17 protein-coding genes are annotated in these 19,367 nt (G+C 57.5%); 12 read left to right on the top strand and 5 right to left on the bottom strand.

The features are described 5' to 3' along the window. Nucleotides 1-277: 277 nt before the first annotated feature. From rplS to C0U40_RS08710, 4 genes are all read left to right on the top strand, one after another. On the top strand, nucleotides 278-661 hold the full coding sequence (gene rplS, locus C0U40_RS08725) for a 50S ribosomal protein L19 (protein WP_101655359.1): 384 nt from the start codon (nucleotides 278-280) through the stop codon (nucleotides 659-661). A gap of 184 nt (nucleotides 662-845) precedes the next feature. Continuing rightward, nucleotides 846-1,799: a hypothetical protein gene (locus C0U40_RS08720; RefSeq protein ID WP_101655358.1), complete on the top strand. Its 954-nt coding sequence runs from the start codon at nucleotides 846-848 to the stop codon at nucleotides 1,797-1,799. 170 nt (nucleotides 1,800-1,969) lie between these two features. Further along, nucleotides 1,970-2,191, top strand: a complete 222-nt coding sequence (gene rpmE, locus C0U40_RS08715; protein ID WP_101655357.1) for a 50S ribosomal protein L31 — start codon at nucleotides 1,970-1,972, stop codon at nucleotides 2,189-2,191. 234 nt (nucleotides 2,192-2,425) lie between these two features. Next, nucleotides 2,426-3,235 carry a division plane positioning ATPase MipZ gene (locus C0U40_RS08710; protein ID WP_101655356.1) on the top strand — a complete coding sequence of 270 codons (810 nt, stop codon included), beginning with the start codon at nucleotides 2,426-2,428 and terminating at the stop codon, nucleotides 3,233-3,235. Here C0U40_RS08710 and C0U40_RS08705 read toward each other — a convergent pair. Then, nucleotides 3,232-4,161, bottom strand: coding sequence for a DMT family transporter (locus C0U40_RS08705; RefSeq protein WP_286134866.1), 930 nt, complete (start codon nucleotides 4,159-4,161; stop codon nucleotides 3,232-3,234). The two genes, C0U40_RS08710 and C0U40_RS08705, sit on opposite strands and share 4 nt — an antisense overlap. Nucleotides 4,162-4,333: 172 nt before the next feature. Here C0U40_RS08705 and C0U40_RS08700 point away from each other — a divergent pair, with 172 nt between their 5' ends. Then, nucleotides 4,334-6,673 carry an AsmA family protein gene (locus C0U40_RS08700; RefSeq protein ID WP_101655355.1) on the top strand — a complete coding sequence of 780 codons (2,340 nt, stop codon included), beginning with the start codon at nucleotides 4,334-4,336 and terminating at the stop codon, nucleotides 6,671-6,673. 64 nt (nucleotides 6,674-6,737) lie between these two features. On the opposite strand, the gene C0U40_RS08695 is transcribed toward C0U40_RS08700, so the two are convergent. Beyond that, nucleotides 6,738-7,532 (bottom strand): crotonase/enoyl-CoA hydratase family protein, encoded by a 795-nt coding sequence (locus tag C0U40_RS08695; protein WP_101655354.1) that lies wholly within the window; start codon nucleotides 7,530-7,532, stop codon nucleotides 6,738-6,740. A gap of 185 nt (nucleotides 7,533-7,717) precedes the next feature. Between C0U40_RS08695 and C0U40_RS08690 the strand changes: the two genes are divergently transcribed. Then, nucleotides 7,718-9,727, top strand: coding sequence for a hydantoinase/oxoprolinase N-terminal domain-containing protein (locus C0U40_RS08690; protein WP_101655353.1), 2,010 nt, complete (start codon nucleotides 7,718-7,720; stop codon nucleotides 9,725-9,727). Here C0U40_RS08690 and C0U40_RS08685 read toward each other — a convergent pair whose 3' ends face one another. Then, nucleotides 9,728-11,644 carry a monovalent cation:proton antiporter-2 (CPA2) family protein gene (locus tag C0U40_RS08685; RefSeq protein ID WP_101655352.1) on the bottom strand — a complete coding sequence of 639 codons (1,917 nt, stop codon included), beginning with the start codon at nucleotides 11,642-11,644 and terminating at the stop codon, nucleotides 9,728-9,730. Between the two features lie 212 nt (nucleotides 11,645-11,856). Between C0U40_RS08685 and C0U40_RS08680 the strand changes: the two genes are divergently transcribed. Both C0U40_RS08680 and C0U40_RS08675 read left to right on the top strand, forming a co-directional pair. Beyond that, complete coding sequence (locus C0U40_RS08680) at nucleotides 11,857-13,047, top strand: DegT/DnrJ/EryC1/StrS family aminotransferase (RefSeq protein ID WP_101655351.1); 1,191 nt, start codon at nucleotides 11,857-11,859, stop codon at nucleotides 13,045-13,047. 82 nt (nucleotides 13,048-13,129) lie between these two features. Then, nucleotides 13,130-14,308 (top strand): MFS transporter, encoded by a 1,179-nt coding sequence (locus tag C0U40_RS08675; RefSeq protein ID WP_101655350.1) that lies wholly within the window; start codon nucleotides 13,130-13,132, stop codon nucleotides 14,306-14,308. Here the strand turns inward: C0U40_RS08675 and C0U40_RS08670 are convergent. Continuing rightward, nucleotides 14,301-14,780 carry an Lrp/AsnC family transcriptional regulator gene (locus C0U40_RS08670; protein WP_101655349.1) on the bottom strand — a complete coding sequence of 160 codons (480 nt, stop codon included), beginning with the start codon at nucleotides 14,778-14,780 and terminating at the stop codon, nucleotides 14,301-14,303. The two genes, C0U40_RS08675 and C0U40_RS08670, sit on opposite strands and share 8 nt — an antisense overlap. Before the next feature lie 154 nt (nucleotides 14,781-14,934). Between C0U40_RS08670 and hppD the strand changes: the two genes are divergently transcribed. From hppD to C0U40_RS08655, 3 genes are all read left to right on the top strand, one after another. Beyond that, complete coding sequence (gene hppD, locus C0U40_RS08665) at nucleotides 14,935-16,035, top strand: 4-hydroxyphenylpyruvate dioxygenase (RefSeq protein WP_101655348.1); 1,101 nt, start codon at nucleotides 14,935-14,937, stop codon at nucleotides 16,033-16,035. A 6-nt stretch (nucleotides 16,036-16,041) separates the two neighbouring features. Then, nucleotides 16,042-16,395: a Rieske (2Fe-2S) protein gene (locus C0U40_RS08660; protein ID WP_286134865.1), complete on the top strand. Its 354-nt coding sequence runs from the start codon at nucleotides 16,042-16,044 to the stop codon at nucleotides 16,393-16,395. 166 nt (nucleotides 16,396-16,561) lie between these two features. Further along, nucleotides 16,562-16,960, top strand: coding sequence for an H-type lectin domain-containing protein (locus tag C0U40_RS08655; RefSeq protein ID WP_286134864.1), 399 nt, complete (start codon nucleotides 16,562-16,564; stop codon nucleotides 16,958-16,960). 47 nt (nucleotides 16,961-17,007) lie between these two features. Here the strand turns inward: C0U40_RS08655 and C0U40_RS08650 are convergent, their stop codons facing one another. Continuing rightward, nucleotides 17,008-17,313: a hypothetical protein gene (locus C0U40_RS08650; RefSeq protein WP_286134863.1), complete on the bottom strand. Its 306-nt coding sequence runs from the start codon at nucleotides 17,311-17,313 to the stop codon at nucleotides 17,008-17,010. Nucleotides 17,314-17,525: 212 nt separating this feature from the next. Between C0U40_RS08650 and lepA the strand changes: the two genes are divergently transcribed. Beyond that, complete coding sequence (lepA, locus tag C0U40_RS08645; protein ID WP_101655347.1) at nucleotides 17,526-19,325, top strand: translation elongation factor 4; 1,800 nt, start codon at nucleotides 17,526-17,528, stop codon at nucleotides 19,323-19,325. The last annotated feature ends 42 nt before the right edge of the window (nucleotides 19,326-19,367 follow it).

The following is a 19,367-nucleotide window of genomic DNA, read 5'->3' as shown; positions in this document are numbered from 1 at the left end:
ACTCATGCCCCGGTCCTGCCCAGCCCTGCAAAACCCTTGCATCACAGCCCCAAGCGCCCTATACGACCCCGTGCTCTGCCCCGTTTTGAGTCGCGATGCCTCTTGTGGTTCTTCCCGCAATCCGGCCCGCCACTTGCAGGAAACGGCAAGGACCACACTCATAAGGAACGTCACTCCTATCTCTGGCGGGCACTGCGGTGGACCCGGAAGAAGACCAAGAGCTATGGGACAGGCATCAAACTTCGCCAGACAATGGCGGGCATAAAGGATCATTACGATGAACATCATCGAACAGCTCGAAGCTGAACAAATTGCCGAACTCGGCAAAGACATCCCTGACTTCAAAGCAGGTGACACCATCCGCGTAGGCTACAAAGTGACCGAGGGCACCCGCTCCCGCGTACAGAACTACGAAGGTGTCTGCATCGCACGTAAAGGCGGCTCCGGTATCGCCGCTGCATTCACAGTGCGCAAGATTTCTTTCGGTGAAGGCGTAGAGCGTGTGTTCCCGCTGCACTCCACCAACATCGACAGCATCACAGTTGTCCGTCGTGGCCGTGTGCGTCGCGCGAAACTCTACTACCTGCGCGCCCGTCGCGGTAAATCCGCACGTATCGCGGAAAAAACAAACTACCGCCCGCTGGGTGGTGCAAAAGCGTAAGAGCGCTTTTACCCGAGTATCAGAGCGGCCCCTGGGGCCGCTCTTTTCGTATTAGGGGACCAAACAAAGCCGGTTTGTGTCCGCGCTGCTTCAACTTTTCCCAAACCCGCGCCGTTGTTTCCAAAATCCCGCCATATTCCTGTGTCACACGGGACGGGTAGATTTGGATTTAAGGATAAACGGCATGCTTTCCTTCCTGATGCGCACCTTTGCACTGTCCCTGTCAATTTTCTGGCGGGCCTTGCCCTGTTGGGCGTTGCTGGCGGCTATTTTATATGCGGTTTTCAGCTTTTTCGCTGAAAGCCCGATCCTCTTCCTGATCCTGCTGGGGTTCGGCGCTGGCACGTTGATGGTGTTCATGCTGTTTGTGAATGTGCGATCCGGCCTGATTGTAGCGGATGAGGTCACGCCGACCGATTTGGGTAAACTGTTCCTGCGATCCTTCAAATTCTTCAGATTTTTCGCGATCTTCAACACCATGGTGGGCGCGCTTTCCCTTGGCGCCTTCTATGTGGCTTCCCAGATGGGGATTTTCGACTTTGACATGGCAGTTGCGGCTGTGACCACCGGCGATCCGGTTGCTATGGCAGAGCTTCAGAGCTCCCTGTCGCGCCCGTCGGTATATACTTACACGACGGTTACGCAAATTCTGTCGCAAATTGCCTATGCCTCCCTTGCGGTGCCGATGGCAGCGAATGCGGCGGCGTGCAGCCCGAAAGCCCGAAATTACGAAATTTTCTGGGGCTTCGGGGCAGGGGCGTTGCGGATGTTCCTGCTGATGCTGGTGGCGGGTACGATTGTTACCGGAATGGTGCTGGTTTACGGGTTTGTGCTGCTGACGATGCCGGTGTTTGACGGGTTGTCTTTGATGCAGGTCACCACTCTTGAAGAGCTGACTGCGCCGACCACGATGTCCTCCTATCTGATGATTGCCTTGCTGGTGCTGTTCCCGATTGCCGGTTTTGTCTGGTTCCTCAGCCTGTGGTGCGCAGGGGCAACCTTGTGTTTCATCGATCACCGGGACAAGTCGCAGGCAGAGAAGGATTTTGAAATTGCCCGCGTGTTCGAACGTCCGCATACGGCAGAAGATCTGCGGGCTTTACGCCTGTCCCGGATGCAGGGAACGGCAGGCGGTTAATCTGCCCGAGGCGCTATGCCAGCAAGGGTAAGATAACTGCTTGCCCGATCGCTTTTTCTGGTCTATACGCCGGTTTCTGTAATTCACGCAGGGCGACCGGTTACCGGAGCCTCTTGCCAAGCCTGAACGGTGGCCGCAATCGGATCAGTCCTGCACTCTGGAGCTTAGACATGAAAAAAGACCTGCACCCCGAATACCACATGATCGAGGTCAAACTGACCGACGGTACAACATACAAAACCCGTTCCACCTATGGTGAAGAAGGGTCCACACTGGTTCTGGATATTGATCCGTCCGTACACCCGGCCTGGACTGGCGGGAACCAGAAGCTGATGGATGCCGGCGGTCGCGTTTCCAAGTTCAAAAAGAAATACGAAGGTCTGGGATTCTAATCCACTCCGGTTTTATTTTCGAAAACGCCGCTCCATTCGGGGCGGCGTTTTTGATTCTGCCGTCCTGTTCCGGAGCGCGGCAAGTGTGGTTTATGTGTTGCGGGGGCCGCATTTGCGCAACAGAGCTGCGTTACTGTATTGGAAACAATATTGTATTCGCATAATCCATGCTCCATAGTGCGCGCTAAGCCCACACAACATATCTCTCTACAATAATCAGGGCAGGGGACACCAATGGCGTATATTATCGTCTTCGGAAACGAAAAAGGCGGCTCTGGCAAATCGACCACAGCCATGCATGTTCTAACCGCCCTGTTGCGCAGCGGTTTCAAGGTCGGCGTCGTCGATCTGGATTTGCGTCAGCGCACACTTGGCCATTACGTGGAAAACCGCCGCGAATATGTGCGGAAAAATGAAATCCCCCTTCCGCTACCCCAGCTTGCAGAGATGAAAACCGCCGAGGAGCTCGGTTTGGAGCCGGGCGACGAGGCGAATCTTGTGGCCTTCCAGAAGGCGATTCTCCTTCTGGATGAAGATAACGATTTCATTGTTGTCGATTGTGCCGGTTCCCATTCGGCACTGGCGGAACTGGCCCATGCAATGGCCGATACACTCGTCACCCCGATGAATGACAGTTTCATCGATTTTGACCTGCTGGCGAAAATTGATCCCGAAACCAATGCTGTCACCGGCCCGAGCGTTTATTCCGAAATGGTTTGGGAGGCGCGCAAGGCCCGTGCTGAAACCGGCGCAAAACCGATTGACTGGATTGTGACCCGCAACCGCGTGGGCGCGCAGAACATGCACAACAAGCGCAAGGTTGGCGCGGCGCTGAAAGACCTGTCGCGGCGGATCGGATTCCGGCTGGCTCCGGGCTTTTCGGACCGTGTTGTGTTCCGCGAATTGTTCCCCCACGGGCTGACCCTTCTTGACATCAAGGATGTGGGCGGCGGTTCTTTGAATATTTCGAACGTGGCCGCCCGTCAGGAAGTCCGCGATCTGGTGGCAGAGTTGAAACTGCCCGATGTCGAGGTAGATTTTTAAGGCGCGGGGCGTCTCCGCTTCCTTGTAAAAATCCTGAAAACCCGGCCGTCAATGGCGGCCAGACCTACCCCGATGACGGCCATTCCAGCGATGTGGTTCCAGCCAAGGGACTCGTTCAAAACCAGCACGCCCAACAGGATCGCGCTTGGCGGGATAAGGAATGTAACCAGCGCTAGGTTGGTGGCCCCTGCGGTGGACAGGATGCGGAAGTAGAGGAAATACCCGACCGCCGTTGACAGTACCACCAACCCCGCCAAAGCCCAGAGCGTTCCGCCCGAGGGCCAGCCGTAGGACCAGGGTTGGTCCACGAACAGCACCACCGGCAATAGCAGCAGGCTCGACGCACAGACCTGACCTGTGGCTGTAGCGAGTGGTGGCACGCCGAGCCGCCCGAACCGTTTACCAAAAATCGATGCTAGCGCATAAGATACCCCCGCGCCGAGCACGGCGATATGGGGCAGGATCGCGCCGCTCTCTCCGCTATTGCCGCCCATCAGGATAAATACCCCCAGAAAGCCGAGCAGGACGCCCGTAATCCGTCCCGCTGACAGGTGTTCGTCATCAGTTAGAAAATGTGCTGCAATCACAGTGAAGATCGGCGTCATCGCATTCAGGATAGAGGCCACCCCGCTGGCCAGTTCGCTCTGTGCCCAGAAGATCAGACTGAAGGGGATCGCATTGTTCATCAGCCCCATGCCAAGAAAGGCCAGCCAAACCGTTTTGCTGCTGGGCAGACGGATCCCTAACAGACGTAGCGCCAGCAACAGGATAATAGCGCCGCCAGAAACGCGGATGAATGCGATAGTCATGGCCGGAAGCTCGGCGATGGCGACGGCGGCAAAGAAGAACGAGCCGCCCCAGACGATCGACAGTCCGACAAGCATTGACCATTCCAGCAGGTTCATACGGTGTGCAATTTTTTTCATTGGGTTTCTATGGCGCAATCGGGAACGCCGCGCGACCCGTTTCTTGTGCAACTTCTCTGCGACGTGACATTTCGCTGAAGTCCGTGTGTGTTTGGCAGCAAATCGCACTGTCTGCCGCTTGCCAAGACTGCTAGACAGGCTTCATATTGGTTAAGTCTTTACGGGGGTTGTGATGCGTTTGTTGATCCGGATTGCTGTTGCGCTGGTCGCATGTGTTGTCGTTGCAGTAGGGCTGTTGTTCCTCCTGCCTACAGACAGGATCGGGCAGCTGGCCTCTGATCAGCTGGAGCGGCAAACAGGCCGGAAACTTACCCTCTCGGGGGATTTCAGCCCGACCCTTTTTCCGACACTCGGGGTGAAAACCGGCGCGATTACCGTTTCCAACGCAGACTGGGCAAGCGAGCCGCTGATGATTTCGGCGAAGGGTGCAACAGTAGGTGTGAACCTATCGGCACTGATTGGCGGTAACGTGGAGGTGGAAACTTTCGAACTCCTCTCTCCGGTGGTGTATCTGGAACGGGATGAAACAGGGCGGGCGAACTGGGATTTGTCGGGCGCTTCGACGGAGCAGGCGGCTGATGAGACACAGGCGCAATCCGGCAGTGCGCAGCCCTCGCTCGAACTGGGACGTATCGTAAACGGAGATGTGCATTTTCGCGATCACAGCACGGGCACCAGCCACGCGTTAAGCGGGATAAACGGCACAGTGTCGCTGCCCAAGGGAAAAACTACGGCGCGGATCGATGTTTCAGGCAATCTGAACGGCTTTGATGGCGACGTGATGGCGGTTCTCGGGGATTGGCCTGCACTGATGGAAGACGGTATCTCGACGGTTTCCGGCACCCTGAAATTGGGCGGGGATACGGTGAACTTTGATGGTAAGGCAGGCCTTGGCGGCGGATTTCCAACTGTAGATGCCACTTTTACGGCAGGTGTCAGTGATCCGGCTGGAACGGCCGTGCGTTTTGGTCTGGCGGCGCCAGAGCAGATCATCGCGTTGTCCGATCTGTCTCTTGAGGGCAAGCTGCTTCTCTCAAGCGCCGGTGTATTCGGCGAAGCCGCTCTCAAAGGGATGTACGGCAAGGTTCCGGTGACCGGGCGGTTCAGTGCGACGGGTAATGACAGCTGGCTGGAGACCCCCGAATTCGACGTAGAGAGCTTTCTGTCTTTGCAAGGCATGGGCGATTTGGATTTCAAGGGGCGGGCCGGACAGGCCAGACCAAATCTGGTGTCGGGACAGACGCTGGCCCGGTTTTCCGACCTGCGCGGCGCGTTGCGGCTGGCTAGTGTTGAAACGGGCACTCCAAAGGGTACATTCCAGACGGCTAAACTGGATGGGGAATTGCGTATTGCGGCCTCCGGCAAGGCACGTTTGAAAAATGCCGAGATTACGCTGGACCAGAATGTGGTAGCGGGCGAAATCGCTTTCCGCCCGGAAAACCCGCCGTATGTAGAGGCGACCTTAAACGCAGGAAAACTGGATCTGTCCGATTACATCTCGGATGATGCTTCGGTCGGCGCTGATGGCGCAGGTAACGGTGCAAGCGCGTCTTCAGGCTGGTCAAAAGAGCCGATCCAGCTGCAAGGGCTCGACATGGTTGATGCGGACGTGGCGCTGAGCGCTGCCAGCGTAGATCTCGGGGTCAGCCAATTGGGGAAAACCCAGATAAATGCGCGGCTGCGGGACGGCTTGCTTGCCCTTGATTTGCAGGATGTGCGGATATTTGACGGGGCGGTATCGGGCCGCATCACCCTGCGCGGCGGATCATCGGTGGCGTTTGAAACGGATGTAACCGCGCGGGATGTGGAACTTGAACCGCTTTTGTCACAACTGCTTGATATGGACCGCCTTCGCGGGACCGGCACCACCAGACTGTCGCTGCGTTCACAAGGGGGGAGCGTGCATCAGATCATGACCTCTCTGTCGGGGAACGGTTCGGTCGAATTCGGAAACGGCGCGATCAAGGGCATTGATCTGGCGGCGATGATGCGCAATCTGAAATCAGCCTTTGGCGGGTTTGAGGGCGCAACTGAATTTACCAGTCTGGATGGCACGTTTTCGATGGAGCAGGGCGTGTTGCAGAATGTGGATCTGTCGCTAATCAGCCCGCTGTTCCGCGCCGCTGGCAAGGGATCGGTCGATATTGGCGGGCAGGCGATGAATTATGTGGTGACGCCGACACGCCTGTCCGAAGATGCAGAGTTTTCGGTGCCTGTGATGATCACTGGCCCTTGGCAGAACCTGAAATTCCGACCCGATCTGGACAAGCTGCTGAACCTGTTGCTGGATGGAAAGCTGAAGGATAACGCCGATGTACAGCGGGCGCAGGAAAAGCTGCAAGAGGTGAAGGAAAAGCTGAAAGATCCCGAAGAGGCGCTAAAGGCAAAGCTGCGCAAGGAACTGGAACGTCGCAACGCAGAGGACGATGCGGCAGCGAAATCGCTGGAAGAACAGGCGCGGGACAAGTTGGAAAACGAAGTAGGGAACGCCCTGCGCAAGTTGTTTGACTGATACGGAAACGGGGCTGCAATTGGTGATCACGGGGCGCCGCCGCCCCCTGATCCGGTTATGTGGTTTATTTGTAAACCGGACTGCGTTTTTGCATTTGTGACATCACGGTTTCCATCTGGTTCGGATAACCGATGATCTTGGATTGCAACTCCCCCTCCAGCGCCAGACCCTCGCGCCCTGCGGACCACACCTGATCCACCAGCGCCTTGCTGCCCTGTACAGCTTCGGGCGACCGCGCCGCCAGCTCCGCCGCCATGGCCCGTGCCTTTTCCAGCGGATTATCTGCCAGCCATGTGGCCAGCCCCAGTGACAGTGCCTCTTCCGCCCCGAGCACGCGGCCCGTCATGATCAGTTCTTTTGCCTGATCGGCCCGCATCAGCTGGGGCAGGCATTGGGTGATCCCCATATCGGGGACGAGGCCCCATTTCGCTTCCATGATCGACATTTTCGCATCCGGCGCCATAAACCGGAAATCCGCAGCCAGCGCCAGTTGAATACCGCCGCCAAAAGCGACACCTTCTACCGCTGCAATTACGGGTACTTGCAGTTCCTGCCAGACCACTGTCGGGCGCTGGAACCGGTTGCCGCGCCCGTGTTCCGGCGGGGTGGCCAGCATCTTGCGGATTTCGTCGATATTGGCGGAAAATTCCATCAGGGCGCTGGTGTCGATACCGGCGCAGAAACATCCGCCCGCCCCGTAGAGCACAACGGCGCGCACATCCGCGTTGCCTTGCAGTTCCTCCCCTGCTGCGGCGAGTTCGTCAAAGAACGGCGTATCAAGTGCGTTCTTCTTTTCGGGGCGGTTCAACATGACTTCTGCCACGTGATCCTTGATGGTGATTTCCAGACGCTCGTACATGGCGGTTCCTCCACTCGGGTTTTGGGCAGTTTGCGACAAATCCGCTGCCCAGAGAAGCCCTGCTGCCCGTGACGTGGCGTAGGTCGCCCCGACATGCCGGAAACCTGCAAGGCAGGTCGCTTTTTGTCCTGACGTGGCGGCGGCATCGGGCTAGAACCCGTGACAGAATAGCAGGAGCGGACAGGATGGCACTTCTTCTCGGAGTAGATACAGGCGGAACCTATACAGATGCGGTTCTGATCCGTGGCGAGGATGAGGTGATTGCCTCTGCCAAATCCCTGACCACCCGCCATGACCTGTCTGAAGGTGTCGGCAAAGCGGTGCAGGCGGTTCTCGATGCGGCTTCTGTCGCCCCGTCCGAAATCGCGCTGGCGTCCCTGTCCACCACACTGGCCACCAACGCGTTGGTGGAAGGGCAGGGTGCACGGGTTGCGCTGGTCTTCATCGGCTTTGACGAAAAAGACGTCGCCCGTCAGGGATTGGACGAGGCGCTGCGCGGCGATCCGGTGATCCGTATCAGCGGCGGGCATAATCATTCAGGTAGCGAAGCTGCCCCCTTTGATTTTGGTGCATTGGAACAGGCGCTGGAGGGGCTCGACGGTACGGTCACGGGCTTTGCCATTGCCAGCCAGTTTGCGACCCGTAACCCTGCCCATGAAATCGCCGCACGGGAGCTGATCCGCGCCCGCACCGGATTGCCTGCGACCTGTTCCCATGAACTGTCGGCAAAGCTCGGCGGGCCGAAACGGGCCATGACAGCAGTGCTTAACGCGCGGCTGATCGGGATGATCGACCATCTGATCGGCGCCACGCAGGATTATCTTAAAGGGATCGGCGTGTCCGCCCCGATGATGGTTGTGCGGGGGGACGGGGCATTGATCTCTGCGGAAATGGCGCGGGAGCGCCCGATAGAAACCATCCTCTCCGGTCCGGCGGCCAGTATCGTCGGCGCGCGCTGGCTGACAGGGGAATCCGACGCGCTTGTCAGTGATATCGGCGGTACGACAACTGATGTCGCTGTGTTGCGGGACGGGCGCCCGATGATTGATCCCCACGGTGCGCGGGTCGGCGGTTTGCGCACCATGGTCGAAGCCGTAGCCATGCGTACCACCGGACTTGGCGGAGACAGTGAGGTTCATTTGCAGCGGGAAGGGCTGGCTGGCGGGTTGCAACTTGGTCCCCGTAGAGTGCTGCCACTGTCACTGGCCGCGATTCAGTATCCCGACGTAGTGCCAGCGGCGCTGGAGCGTCAGTGCATAAAAGACCGGGTCGGCGAGCATGACGGGCGTTTTGTTGTGCCGGTGGGTCTGTCGGGGCAAACTGCGGCAGGGCTTGATCCCCGTGAAGCCCGCCTGCTGGAAAAGATCGGCGATCGGGCTTGGGAAATTGGCAGCCTGCTGGCAAACCGTCTGGACGGCTCCGCACTTGACCGGTTGGTGGCGCGGGGAATGGTCATGGTCGCAGCAGTAACGCCTTCGGATGCAGCCCATGTGACCGGAGTTCTGGACAGTTGGGATGCAACTGCCGCACGGCAGGGAATGGAGTTGTTTTCGCGGCAGCGCAACGGGGCAGGGCAACGGATAGCACCGGACGGCGCGGAGCTGGCCCGCCGTATCATTGACCAACTCACCCAGCAGACCTGTGACACGCTCCTTGAAACCGCTTTTGCCGAAGAGGAGACGGATTTCGGCCTTCCGCCAGAACAACTGGCCCGCCATGTGCTAACACGGCGCGGCACCCAAGCGCACCGCGGTCTGGTGGCGTTGAAGGTGGGGTTGAACCTGCCGGTAATCGGGCTCGGGGCTTCTGCCCACAGTTATTATGGCGCGGTCGGTGACAGGCTCTCTACACCGGTTATCCTGCCTGAACACGCAGGCGTAGCCAATGCGATCGGGGCTGTTGTGGGACAAGTGTCCATGCGTTCGTCCGGACTGATCACCAGCATCGGGGAAAACCGCTACCGTGTGCATTTCACTGACGGGCCGCAGGATTTCAACGATCTGCCCCGCGCCCTGTCTGCCCTGGAAACCCGTCTGGGCGACACTGCGATGGATGCTGCACGCAAAGCCGGGGCGGAAGGCATCCGCCTGCACCACGAACAGGAGGTGCGCAACGCGGTGATCGACGGGCGCGATGTGTTTGTAGAGGCCGAACTTACCGCAATTGCATCGGGACGGCCCCGTATCGCCGCCTGATCAGCGGTCGGCGGCTTCCTCTTTTGCGATCAGATCGGCAGATTCATTGGTGGGCGGAAAGTCTATCTCCTCGTCGTTCTCTACAATCTTGGTCAGATTGGACAGAAAACTGGTGTAAAGGTCCGAATTGACCTCCCGCGCACGGGCCACGTATTTCTCGTTCTTTTCGTTCGGGATGTTGGGGTCCCAAAGCTCTGCCAGTTCGGCCAGCGCGTGGCGGTCTGCCTCAAAGAACTGATCGTGGGCGCGTTCAGCCTCATATTCGGGCCAGCCCATACCTTGCAGCATCTTCTTGCCGGCCCGCATTGCACTGTCAAAGGTTTCGCGGATGATCTCATCCGCTCCGGCGCGGTACAGATGGTAAACATGATCACGGTCATAGGCACGGGCGATGATGTAGAGATCCGGACGTTCCTTGCGGGCGTGATCCACCAGTTTGACTGCCGCCGCCTTATCGTCCACCGCAACCACCAGAATTTTTGCGCTCATCAAACCGGCAGCGTGCATCATGTCGGGACGGGTAGGATCGCCGAAATACCCTTTCACGCCGAAGCGCCGCATTGCATCGATCTGGTCGATCTTATGGTCGATCACCACTGTTTTGATCCCCGTCGCCAGAGCCAGCCGGTTCACGATCTGCCCGAACCGGCCGATGCCCACGATAATAACCGTGCCTTCCTCGTCTATTGTGTCTTCCTCATGGTGCTGGGTGTCATCCTTCATCCGGCGGGACAGATGGTCATAAACGATAAACAGCAGTGGGGTCAGCAGCATGGACAGTGCGATAATCAACAAGAGCTGCTGGGACAGTGCATAAGGGATCACGCTGGTCTGCACGGTCGTGGATAGCATGACAAAGCCGAATTCACCGGCTTGGGCCAGCGACAGGATGAACAGCCATTGGTCGCGCCCCTTCAACTTGAACAACACGCTGAGCCCCGCAAGCACCAGACCTTTGATCACCATCATGATCAGCGTCATGCCGAGTATCCACGCCAGATGCTCCCAGAGGACTTCGAAATTGATACCTGCGCCGACGGTTATAAAAAACAGCCCGAGCAACAGGCCTTTAAAGGGCTGGATATCCGTTTCCAGTTCGTGCCGGTATTCCGAGTTTGCAAGCACGACCCCTGCAAGGAATGTTCCAAGCGCGGGGGAGAGGCCGACAAGTGACATCAGCAGAGCAATGCCCACCACCAGCAAAAGCGCAACTGCGGTGAAAATTTCAGGCAGCCGGGCCTTGGCGATAAAGTGAAAGATCGGGCGGGTACAGTAGATCCCGAACAGGATTACAGCACCGACCGCGCCAAGCGTAACCAGTGTTACCCCCCAGCCAGGAAGACCTGCAATCAGGGACATTTCCGAGTGGTCGTCCGTTCCGTGGCTGGCAAAGTTGCTAAAGTCGCCAACTGCCAGCAGCGGGATCAGCGCCAGCATCGGGATCACGGCAATATCCTGCGTCAGCAGCACCGAAAACGCCGAACGGCCGCCATGTGTCTGCATCAGGCGTTTCTCGTTCAGCGTCTGCACCACGATGGCGGTAGATGACAGGGCAAAAATCAGACCGATTGCCACGGAAATATGCCATGGCTGGCCAAAGGAAAAGAAGGCGGCGCTGATCGCAAGTGTGGTCAGCACCACTTGTAGCCCGCCAAGCCCGATCAGCCGGTGGCGCATGTCCCACAGCGCCTTTGGTTCCAGTTCCAGCCCAACGATGAACAGCATCATCACCACACCGAATTCTGCAAAATGTTGCAGATCTTTGGTTTCACTTCCCACCAGTCCGAACACCGGCCCGATCAGAACACCTGCTACCAGATATCCGAGGATAGAGCCAAGTCCGGCCCGTTTTGCCAATGGCACCGCCACGACGGCTGCGGCCAGATAAATCGAGGCCTGAAGGAGAAAGCTGTCCATAAAATTCCTGTGAATTAGAGCGCTTCGTCTAGGGTATGCGGTTTGCTGGTCCAAACAAGTGCAAATGCCGCAAATAGTTGCGGAACGGGCATATTCATAAGTGTCCGTCCGCATCGGGCGGCAAATGTCAGCCGGTTTTCAAACAAACGTCTTGGGTTTGTAACAAAGGTTCTTTATCAATCCTGAAAGTTACTTTCAGGAAATCGGAACAAATGACCCTGCCAAACATGCATGACGCCGAGCCCATCCCCGCCGCAGCCAAAGCCGAAATCGAGAGGCTTTTGCAAACCGGTGATCTGTTCCGTTACACCGCTGCGCAGGATGCACCGGTGACGCTGCTGGAGCAGGAATTTGCGGCCGAGATGGGGGTGAAATACGCTCTGGCGGTTTCAAGCTGTTCTGCTGCCCTGTTTCTCAGTCTTAAGGCGCTGGGCCTGCCACGTGATGCGCGGGTCCTTATTCCGGGGTTTACCTTCGCGGCAGTACCTTCTGCCGTGATCCACGCGGATTGCATACCGGTCCTTTGTGAAGTCGGACAGAACTACCGCATTGATCTGGCAGATTTCGAGACGCGCCTTGATAGTGATATTGCGGCGGTGATTGTCAGTCACATGCGGGGCCACACATCGGATATGGATGCAATCATGGCGCTGTGTGAGGCACGGGATATTCCCGTGGTCGAAGATGCGGCCCACTCCCTTGGCACCACATGGAAGGGGCGCAAGATCGGGACCATCGGGCGCGTGGGGTGTTTTTCCTTCCAGAGCTACAAGCTGATCAACGCGGGGGAAGGTGGTATCCTTGTCACGGATGATGCAGAACTGGTGGCCCGTGCCGTGATCATGTCCGGCGCTTATGAACACAACTGGAAGAAGCACGGCCACCTGAGCAACCAGTTTGCCCGCTGGCAAAACAAGCTGCCGCTTTACAACCTGCGCCTTTCGAACCTGTCGGCGGCGATCATCCGTCCTCAAATCGCCGAAATCCCGCGCCGTGTTGCGGACGGGCGACGCAATCATGACAGATTGGCCGCAGCATTGAATCGCACGCCGTGGTTGCTGGTGCCCGAAGCGCTGGACGGGGAGGAACGCGCCCCCGACAGTATCCAGTTCAACCTGTGCGAAGTGACAGATGCGCAGGCACAGGCTTTTGTCGCAGAAGCAGCCCGCCTTGGTGTGACGGTGCAATTGTTCGGTATGTCCAAAGACAATGCACGGGCGTTCTGGAACTGGGAATTCCTGCCCGAGCAACGGGAACTTCCTGCGACCCGCGCAATGCTGATGCGGGCTTGTGATGTGCGCCTGCCTGCGCGGCTAAGCGAATCCGAAGTGGACGCCGTCGCAGAGGCGTTGGTACTGGCGGCTGAAAACAGCTTTCCGGATCGCCGTGCCTTTGGAACCTAGGCCCAACCAAAGCTGCTAAAGCTTCGGGCGGGGGCGTGTTACCCGCTTGCGCTCGTTGCGCGGCAGAGTCAGAAACGCGGCCATGACCCAAGCGCAAAAATCCGTTCTTACCGTTTTCCTCCTGTGGTTCGCAGGATTGGGAGCGGCCACGCAATTTGCCAAATTCTCGCTGATTTTTGCCGAGCTTTCAGCCCATTACGCAAACAGCGGTGCAGGGCCTTTGCTGGGATTCCTCGTGTCTGGCATCAGCCTCTTGGGGATCGTTTTCGGTCTGACGGCTGGTGTTCTGGTGGCCCGTTTCGGGGTGCGGCGCCTCTTGATCGGGGGAATGATCCTTGGCGCGGTTGCCTCTTTGATTGAAGGGGCGCTGCCGCCCCTTGGCGTTATGCTCGGGGTTCGGCTGATAGAAGGTTTATCCCATCTGGTTGTTGTCGTAGCGGCGCCGACGCTGATTTCGCAGATCACTAAACCCCGTTTCCAACCTCTCGCCATGAGCCTCTGGTCTACATTCTTCGGTGTGGCCTATGCGTTGACCGCATGGTTCGGTACACCACTGGTCGCGGCATTCGGACTGTCGAGCCTGTTTTACGTCCATGCGGTATGGATGTTTGCGATGGCTGCGGCGCTTTGGGCCGTTCTGCCGAAGGACAACCCCGCCGCTCCGGTGAAATCCCTTGGTCTTCTGCGGCAGCATTTCGATATCTACACCGATCCGGCCCGCGCTGCGCCGGGGCTGGCGTGGCTGTGTTACACGTTGACCTTTGTTGCCATCCTGACAGTGATCCCGCCCTTCCTGCCCGAAGAAAGCCGCGCAGCGGTGCTTGGCATCATGCCGCTGGCCGGGATCTGCGTTTCGATGACATTGGGTGTCGTACTGCAACGCTGGATCGCGCCTGTTTATGTAGTGGTGATCGGTTTTGCCAGCGCAGGGTTTGCGACACTTGGCTTTGCTCTTTCGGCGGGTAATCCGGTGTTTGCTGTGCTGATCTTTGCAGCGCTTGGTTTTGTGCAGGGGGCAAATTTCTCGGCCGTTCCCGCATTGAACCCGACAGAAGAGGCACGCGCCCATGCACAGGGGGCTGTTGCCCAGATGGGGAATCTTGGCAATGCACTTGGCACGCCGATGATCTTGTTCATGATCGGCCTCTTCGGATTTGGTGGTCTGATAGCCTTTGCCCTGATCGCTTATGCTGCCGGTATGGCGGTGCATCTCGGGCTGGCGCGAAAACGGGCGGTTCTGGCGCGCCGCGCTGCTATCTGACCCGTTTTGCTGCCGACGCAACGGGCAGACCTGCGTCTTGCTTAAGCTGCTCCATAACGATTTTGGTCTGCACCCGTGCCACAGCCTCATGGGGAAGGAATACATCATGGACCAGCGCATTTAACGCGGCCAGCGAGGGGCAATAGACACGCAGCATGTAATCTGCCTCACCGGTGAGGGTCCAGAGGCTGACAACCTCGGGGCGCTCTTGGGCCAGTTTCTGGAAGACCTGCGCATTTGCAGGCGTGTGACCGGACATGGAAACCTGTACAAAGGCCTGCACGGATAGCCCGAGCGCCGCCGCGTCAAGCCGTGCGTGATAGCCGGTGATATACCCCTCCGCCTCCAACCGCTGGCGCCGCCGGCCGATCTGGCTGGCGGACATGTTCAGGCGTTCAGAGAGTTCCTGTGCGGTGGCCGTGGCATTATCCTGTAATGCACGTAAAAGACGTTCGTCGACGGAATCGAGCATGATGTTATTTCCATGTGCGGATCATGTGTGTCAATGATAACATTTATGCGCGAAATTGTCAATAAATCCTGGCGACGGGGGCTGTTTTGCGCACCTATTGCATCCGGTTAAGCGTAACATGCTGGAAACACGCAACACCAACCGGAGGTTTCCCATGGGCCCGTTTCCACATGATGCACCAAAATCTACAATTTCCGAAATAAACCCGGCAGGCACGGACGGTTTTGAATTCGTCGAATTTGCCCACCGCGACCCGGAAGAATTGCGCAAGCTGTTCAAAAAAATGGGTTACGAGCACACTGCGACCCACAAGACCAAAGCGATTGAACTGTGGCAGCAGGGCGATATTACCTATGTTCTGAACGCCGAGCCCGGCTCTTTCGGTATGCGCTTTGTGGACGATCACGGTCCTTGCGCGCCTTCTATGGCATGGCGCGTTGTGGATGCGCAGCACGCCCATGACCATGCGGTGAAAATGGGGGCTGAATCCTACACCGGTGATGACAAATGTCTGGACGTGCCTGCTGTGATCGGCATCGGCGGCTCGTTGCTGTATTTCGTCGATACATATGGCGAGGGCGAAAATGCCTATGCCGGAGAATATGACTTCCACGTAAGCGAAAAGCCCGAAGGCGTTGGCTTCTACTATCTGGACCACCTGACCCATAATGTGATCCGCGGCAACATGGACACATGGTATAAATTCTACCGCGACACGTTCAACTTTCGTGAAATCCGCTTCTTTGACATTGCAGGCAAGGTGACGGGTTTGACGTCCCGCGCATTGACGTCGCCTTGTGGTCGTATCCGTATTCCGATCAACGAAAGCGCGGATGACAAATCTCAGATTGAAGAATACCTGCGCGAATACAAAGGGGAAGGCATCCAGCACATCGCAGTTGCCGCCAGGGACATTTACAGTGCTACGGATGAAATCAGCGAGCGCGGGCTGGAATTCATGCCGCCGCCACCGCCGATGTATTACAAAATGTCCCACAACCGCGTGCAGGGCCATAAAGAGCCGATCGAGCGGATGGAAAAGCACGGTATCCTGATTGACGGCGAAGGTGTTGTAGACGGTGGCGAAACCCGCATCCTGCTGCAAATCTTTTCCAAGACCGTTATTGGCCCGATCTTCTTCGAGTTCATCCAGCGCAAAGGCGACGACGGCTTTGGCGAAGGCAACTTTAAGGCACTGTTCGAAAGCATCGAAGCCGACCAGATCGAACGCGGCGTGATCGAAGCGGCCGAGTAAGCAACTATGGTACTGGACTGGACGGATTTTCCCGATGCGCCTGCGCGCGGCACGCCCCTGTGCGAAGACTCCGCGCTGGGGCAGGGGGTAACGGCACTCGCGCTCGGGGAATTTCCGGTCCTTGTGATTAAAGACGATGGGGGCACGCGGGCATTCGTGAACGCCTGCCCCCATCAGTTCCTGCCGCTTGACAGTCGCGGCGATGTGCTTGGCGCTGACGGAACGCGGTTGATCTGCACCAACCACGACGCGGTATTTGATGCACATACAGGGCAGGGCGTTGCGGGTTTCGGGCTAAATTGTGCTTTGTCCCCGATCCCGATTGCGCTGTCAGATGATCATTGGGTGATAGAGGGCTAGGGTTCGGACTGTATCCGCATCAATGTTTCTTGCGCCTGATCAACAGATTGGAAGGATTTCCACCAGTCTGAACCTCAGAAAATCGTTATCAACCCGCCGCGAAATCCCGCTGGTCTTTTTGTCCCGAAGGCCTATCATTGTCGAAAACACGTAGAAAACGGGAAATATGGACGGGACCGGAGCAGTGGCGCAGGCATTTTCTCAGCAAACCACATCTCCTTTGGTGGGCATGCAGATCATCACCGCAACGGGTGAGATTTTCAATCATGTTGACGAAAACGAGCCGATGTGGGCCGGAGAGGGCGACCGCTCGGTGAAAGTTCAGGTGGCGTTCGCCGCCCCGTTCCAGCGCCCGCCCCATGTGACAATCGGAATTTCTGGAATTGATGCGTCACGGGCGCAGAACCTGCGGTTCAACATCACCGCCGAGGATGTCACACGCGAAGGCTTCGTGCTGAGCTTTGTGACATGGGACGACACAAAAATCGCCCGTGCTTCGGCGAGTTGGTCTGCTATCGGTGCCGCTGTTCCGGTCAGCGCCTTGCGGCGCGGAGTCGGCGGCTGACAGGCCTCACCAGAGGCCCGAGGAATGTTCGACACCCGAAAGGGAAATCAGCCGCAGGTTTTATGAGCCATTGCGCCAAAAGCTTTGTACCGCTTCCAGAAGCTTTCCTTGCGCTTGTCGTCGGACTGACGGGTTTCCTGTGCCAGATCCGGATCTTTGAAGAATTTCGCGGCAAGCCGCTGGTCCGACCCCGACAGTTGCACGTTGGCGACTTGTTGGATGCAAGCACACAGGCTGGCAGAAGCAGGCCGGTCGGATGATCTACACGCCCGTTCGATCTTGTTGAATGCAAAGCTCGGGGCTGCTGTGGCCAGCAGGGAAACGGAAAGTGTTGCGACGAGAATCTTTTTCATCATGTCCTCTGGTTTTGCCCTTGTCCGGCGTCTGGTTGCGCCGATTTTGCCCAGCTTTCTGCCATAAAATGCCCGAGGACGCAAATAAAACGCAGGGGTCTCCTGTGCTGAAGGGACAGTGGGGCGCCACAGGGCCGTAATTGTGGTGAAAACCCCGTGCGCCCGTTCAATCCCCATTGACCAAATGCGGCTTTCCATCCATATCCAGAGCCATGACAGACCTATCAAAAATCCGCAATTTTTCCATTGTAGCCCACATCGACCACGGCAAATCGACGCTGGCGGACCGGCTGATCCAATCCACCGGCACAGTGGCCGATCGGGATATGAAAGAGCAGATGCTCGACGCGATGGATATCGAACGGGAACGGGGGATCACCATCAAGGCGAACTCCGTGCGGATCGAATATCGTGCGCTTGACGGAGAGGATTACGTCCTCAACCTCATCGACACACCCGGTCACGTGGATTTTGCATATGAAGTCTCCCGCTCCATGCGTGCGGTTGAAGGTTCTTTGCTGGTTGTGGACAGCACCCAAGGGGTTGAGGCGCAGACTCTGGCTAACGTCTATCAGGCGATTGATGCGGACCATGACATTGTGCCGGTTCTGAACAAGATCGACCTGCCCGCGTCCGAACCGGAACGGGTGTGCGAACAGATCGAAGATGTAATCGGCATTGATGCCTCTGATGCGATTATGGTGTCGGCCAAGACCGGCATCGGCATCCCCGATGTTCTGGAAGCCATCGTTACCCGTCTGCCAGCCCCGACCGGCAATGCAGATGCGCCCTTGAAGGCGATGCTGGTGGACAGCTGGTATGATGCCTATCTCGGCGTTGTGGTTCTGGTGCGGGTAATCGACGGGTATCTTCGCAAGGGCGACCGCATCCGCATGATGGCAACCAATGCGGTCTATCCTGTGGATCGCGTCGGCGTCTTCCGTCCGCAGATGGACAATATTGACGTGCTCGGACCCGGTGAAATGGGCTTCATGACCGCTTCCATCAAACAGGTGCGCGACACCAAGGTGGGGGATACGATCACCACCGAGAAAAAGGGCTGTGAAACACCGCTACCCGGTTTTGCGCCCAGTCAGCCGGTTGTTTTCTGTGGGTTGTTCCCTGTGGACAACGCCGAATTTGAGGACCTGCGTGAAGCGATCTCAAAACTTTCACTGAACGATGCGTCTTTCAGCACGGAAATGGAAACCTCTGCCGCGCTCGGTTTCGGGTTCCGCTGTGGTTTCCTTGGCCTGCTGCACCTTGAAGTGATCCGCGACCGTCTGGAGCGGGAATACGATATCGAACTGATCACCACAGCGCCCAGTGTGATCTACCATATCCACATGCGCGACGGCACTGTGCAAGAGCTGCATAACCCCGCCGACATGCCCGACCTGACCCATGTGGACCATATCGAGGAACCGCGCATCAAAGCGACGATCCTTGTGCCGGATGAATACCTCGGGGATGTGCTGAAACTCTGTCAGGACCGCCGCGGTATCCAGCTTGATCTGACCTATGCGGGCACCCGTGCGATGGTGGTTTACGATCTGCCGCTGAACGAGGTTGTGTTCGATTTTTACGACCGTCTGAAATCCGTCACCAAAGGCTACGCCAGCTTTGACTACCAGATGGAAGACTACCGCGAGGACAAGCTGGTCAAGATGCAGATCCTTGTCAACGAGGAGCCGGTTGATGCGTTGTCCACTATGGTACACGCCGACCGCGCCGAAGCCCGTGGCCGCGCGATGGTTGAAAAGCTGAAGGAACTGATCCCCCAGCATATGTTCAAGATACCGATTCAGGCGGCGATTGGCGGGCGTATCATTGCCCGCGAAACCCTCTCAGCCCTGCGCAAGGACGTGACCGCAAAATGTTACGGCGGCGACGTCAGCCGGAAACGCAAGCTGTTGGACAAGCAGAAAGCGGGTAAGAAGAAGATGCGCCAGTTCGGTAAGGTGGACATCCCGCAGGAAGCCTTCATCAGCGCGCTGAAGATGGATAGTTAACAGGGACTGCCCTAACAGCCTGAAACGTTTCAAACGCCAGCT

It is taken from the genome of Neptunicoccus cionae, from assembly GCF_002860325.1.
Taxonomy (GTDB): domain Bacteria; phylum Pseudomonadota; class Alphaproteobacteria; order Rhodobacterales; family Rhodobacteraceae; genus Amylibacter; species Amylibacter lutimaris.
The sequence above is the reverse complement of the archived record's forward strand: the minus strand, read 5'-3'. Positions and strand labels throughout refer to the sequence as shown.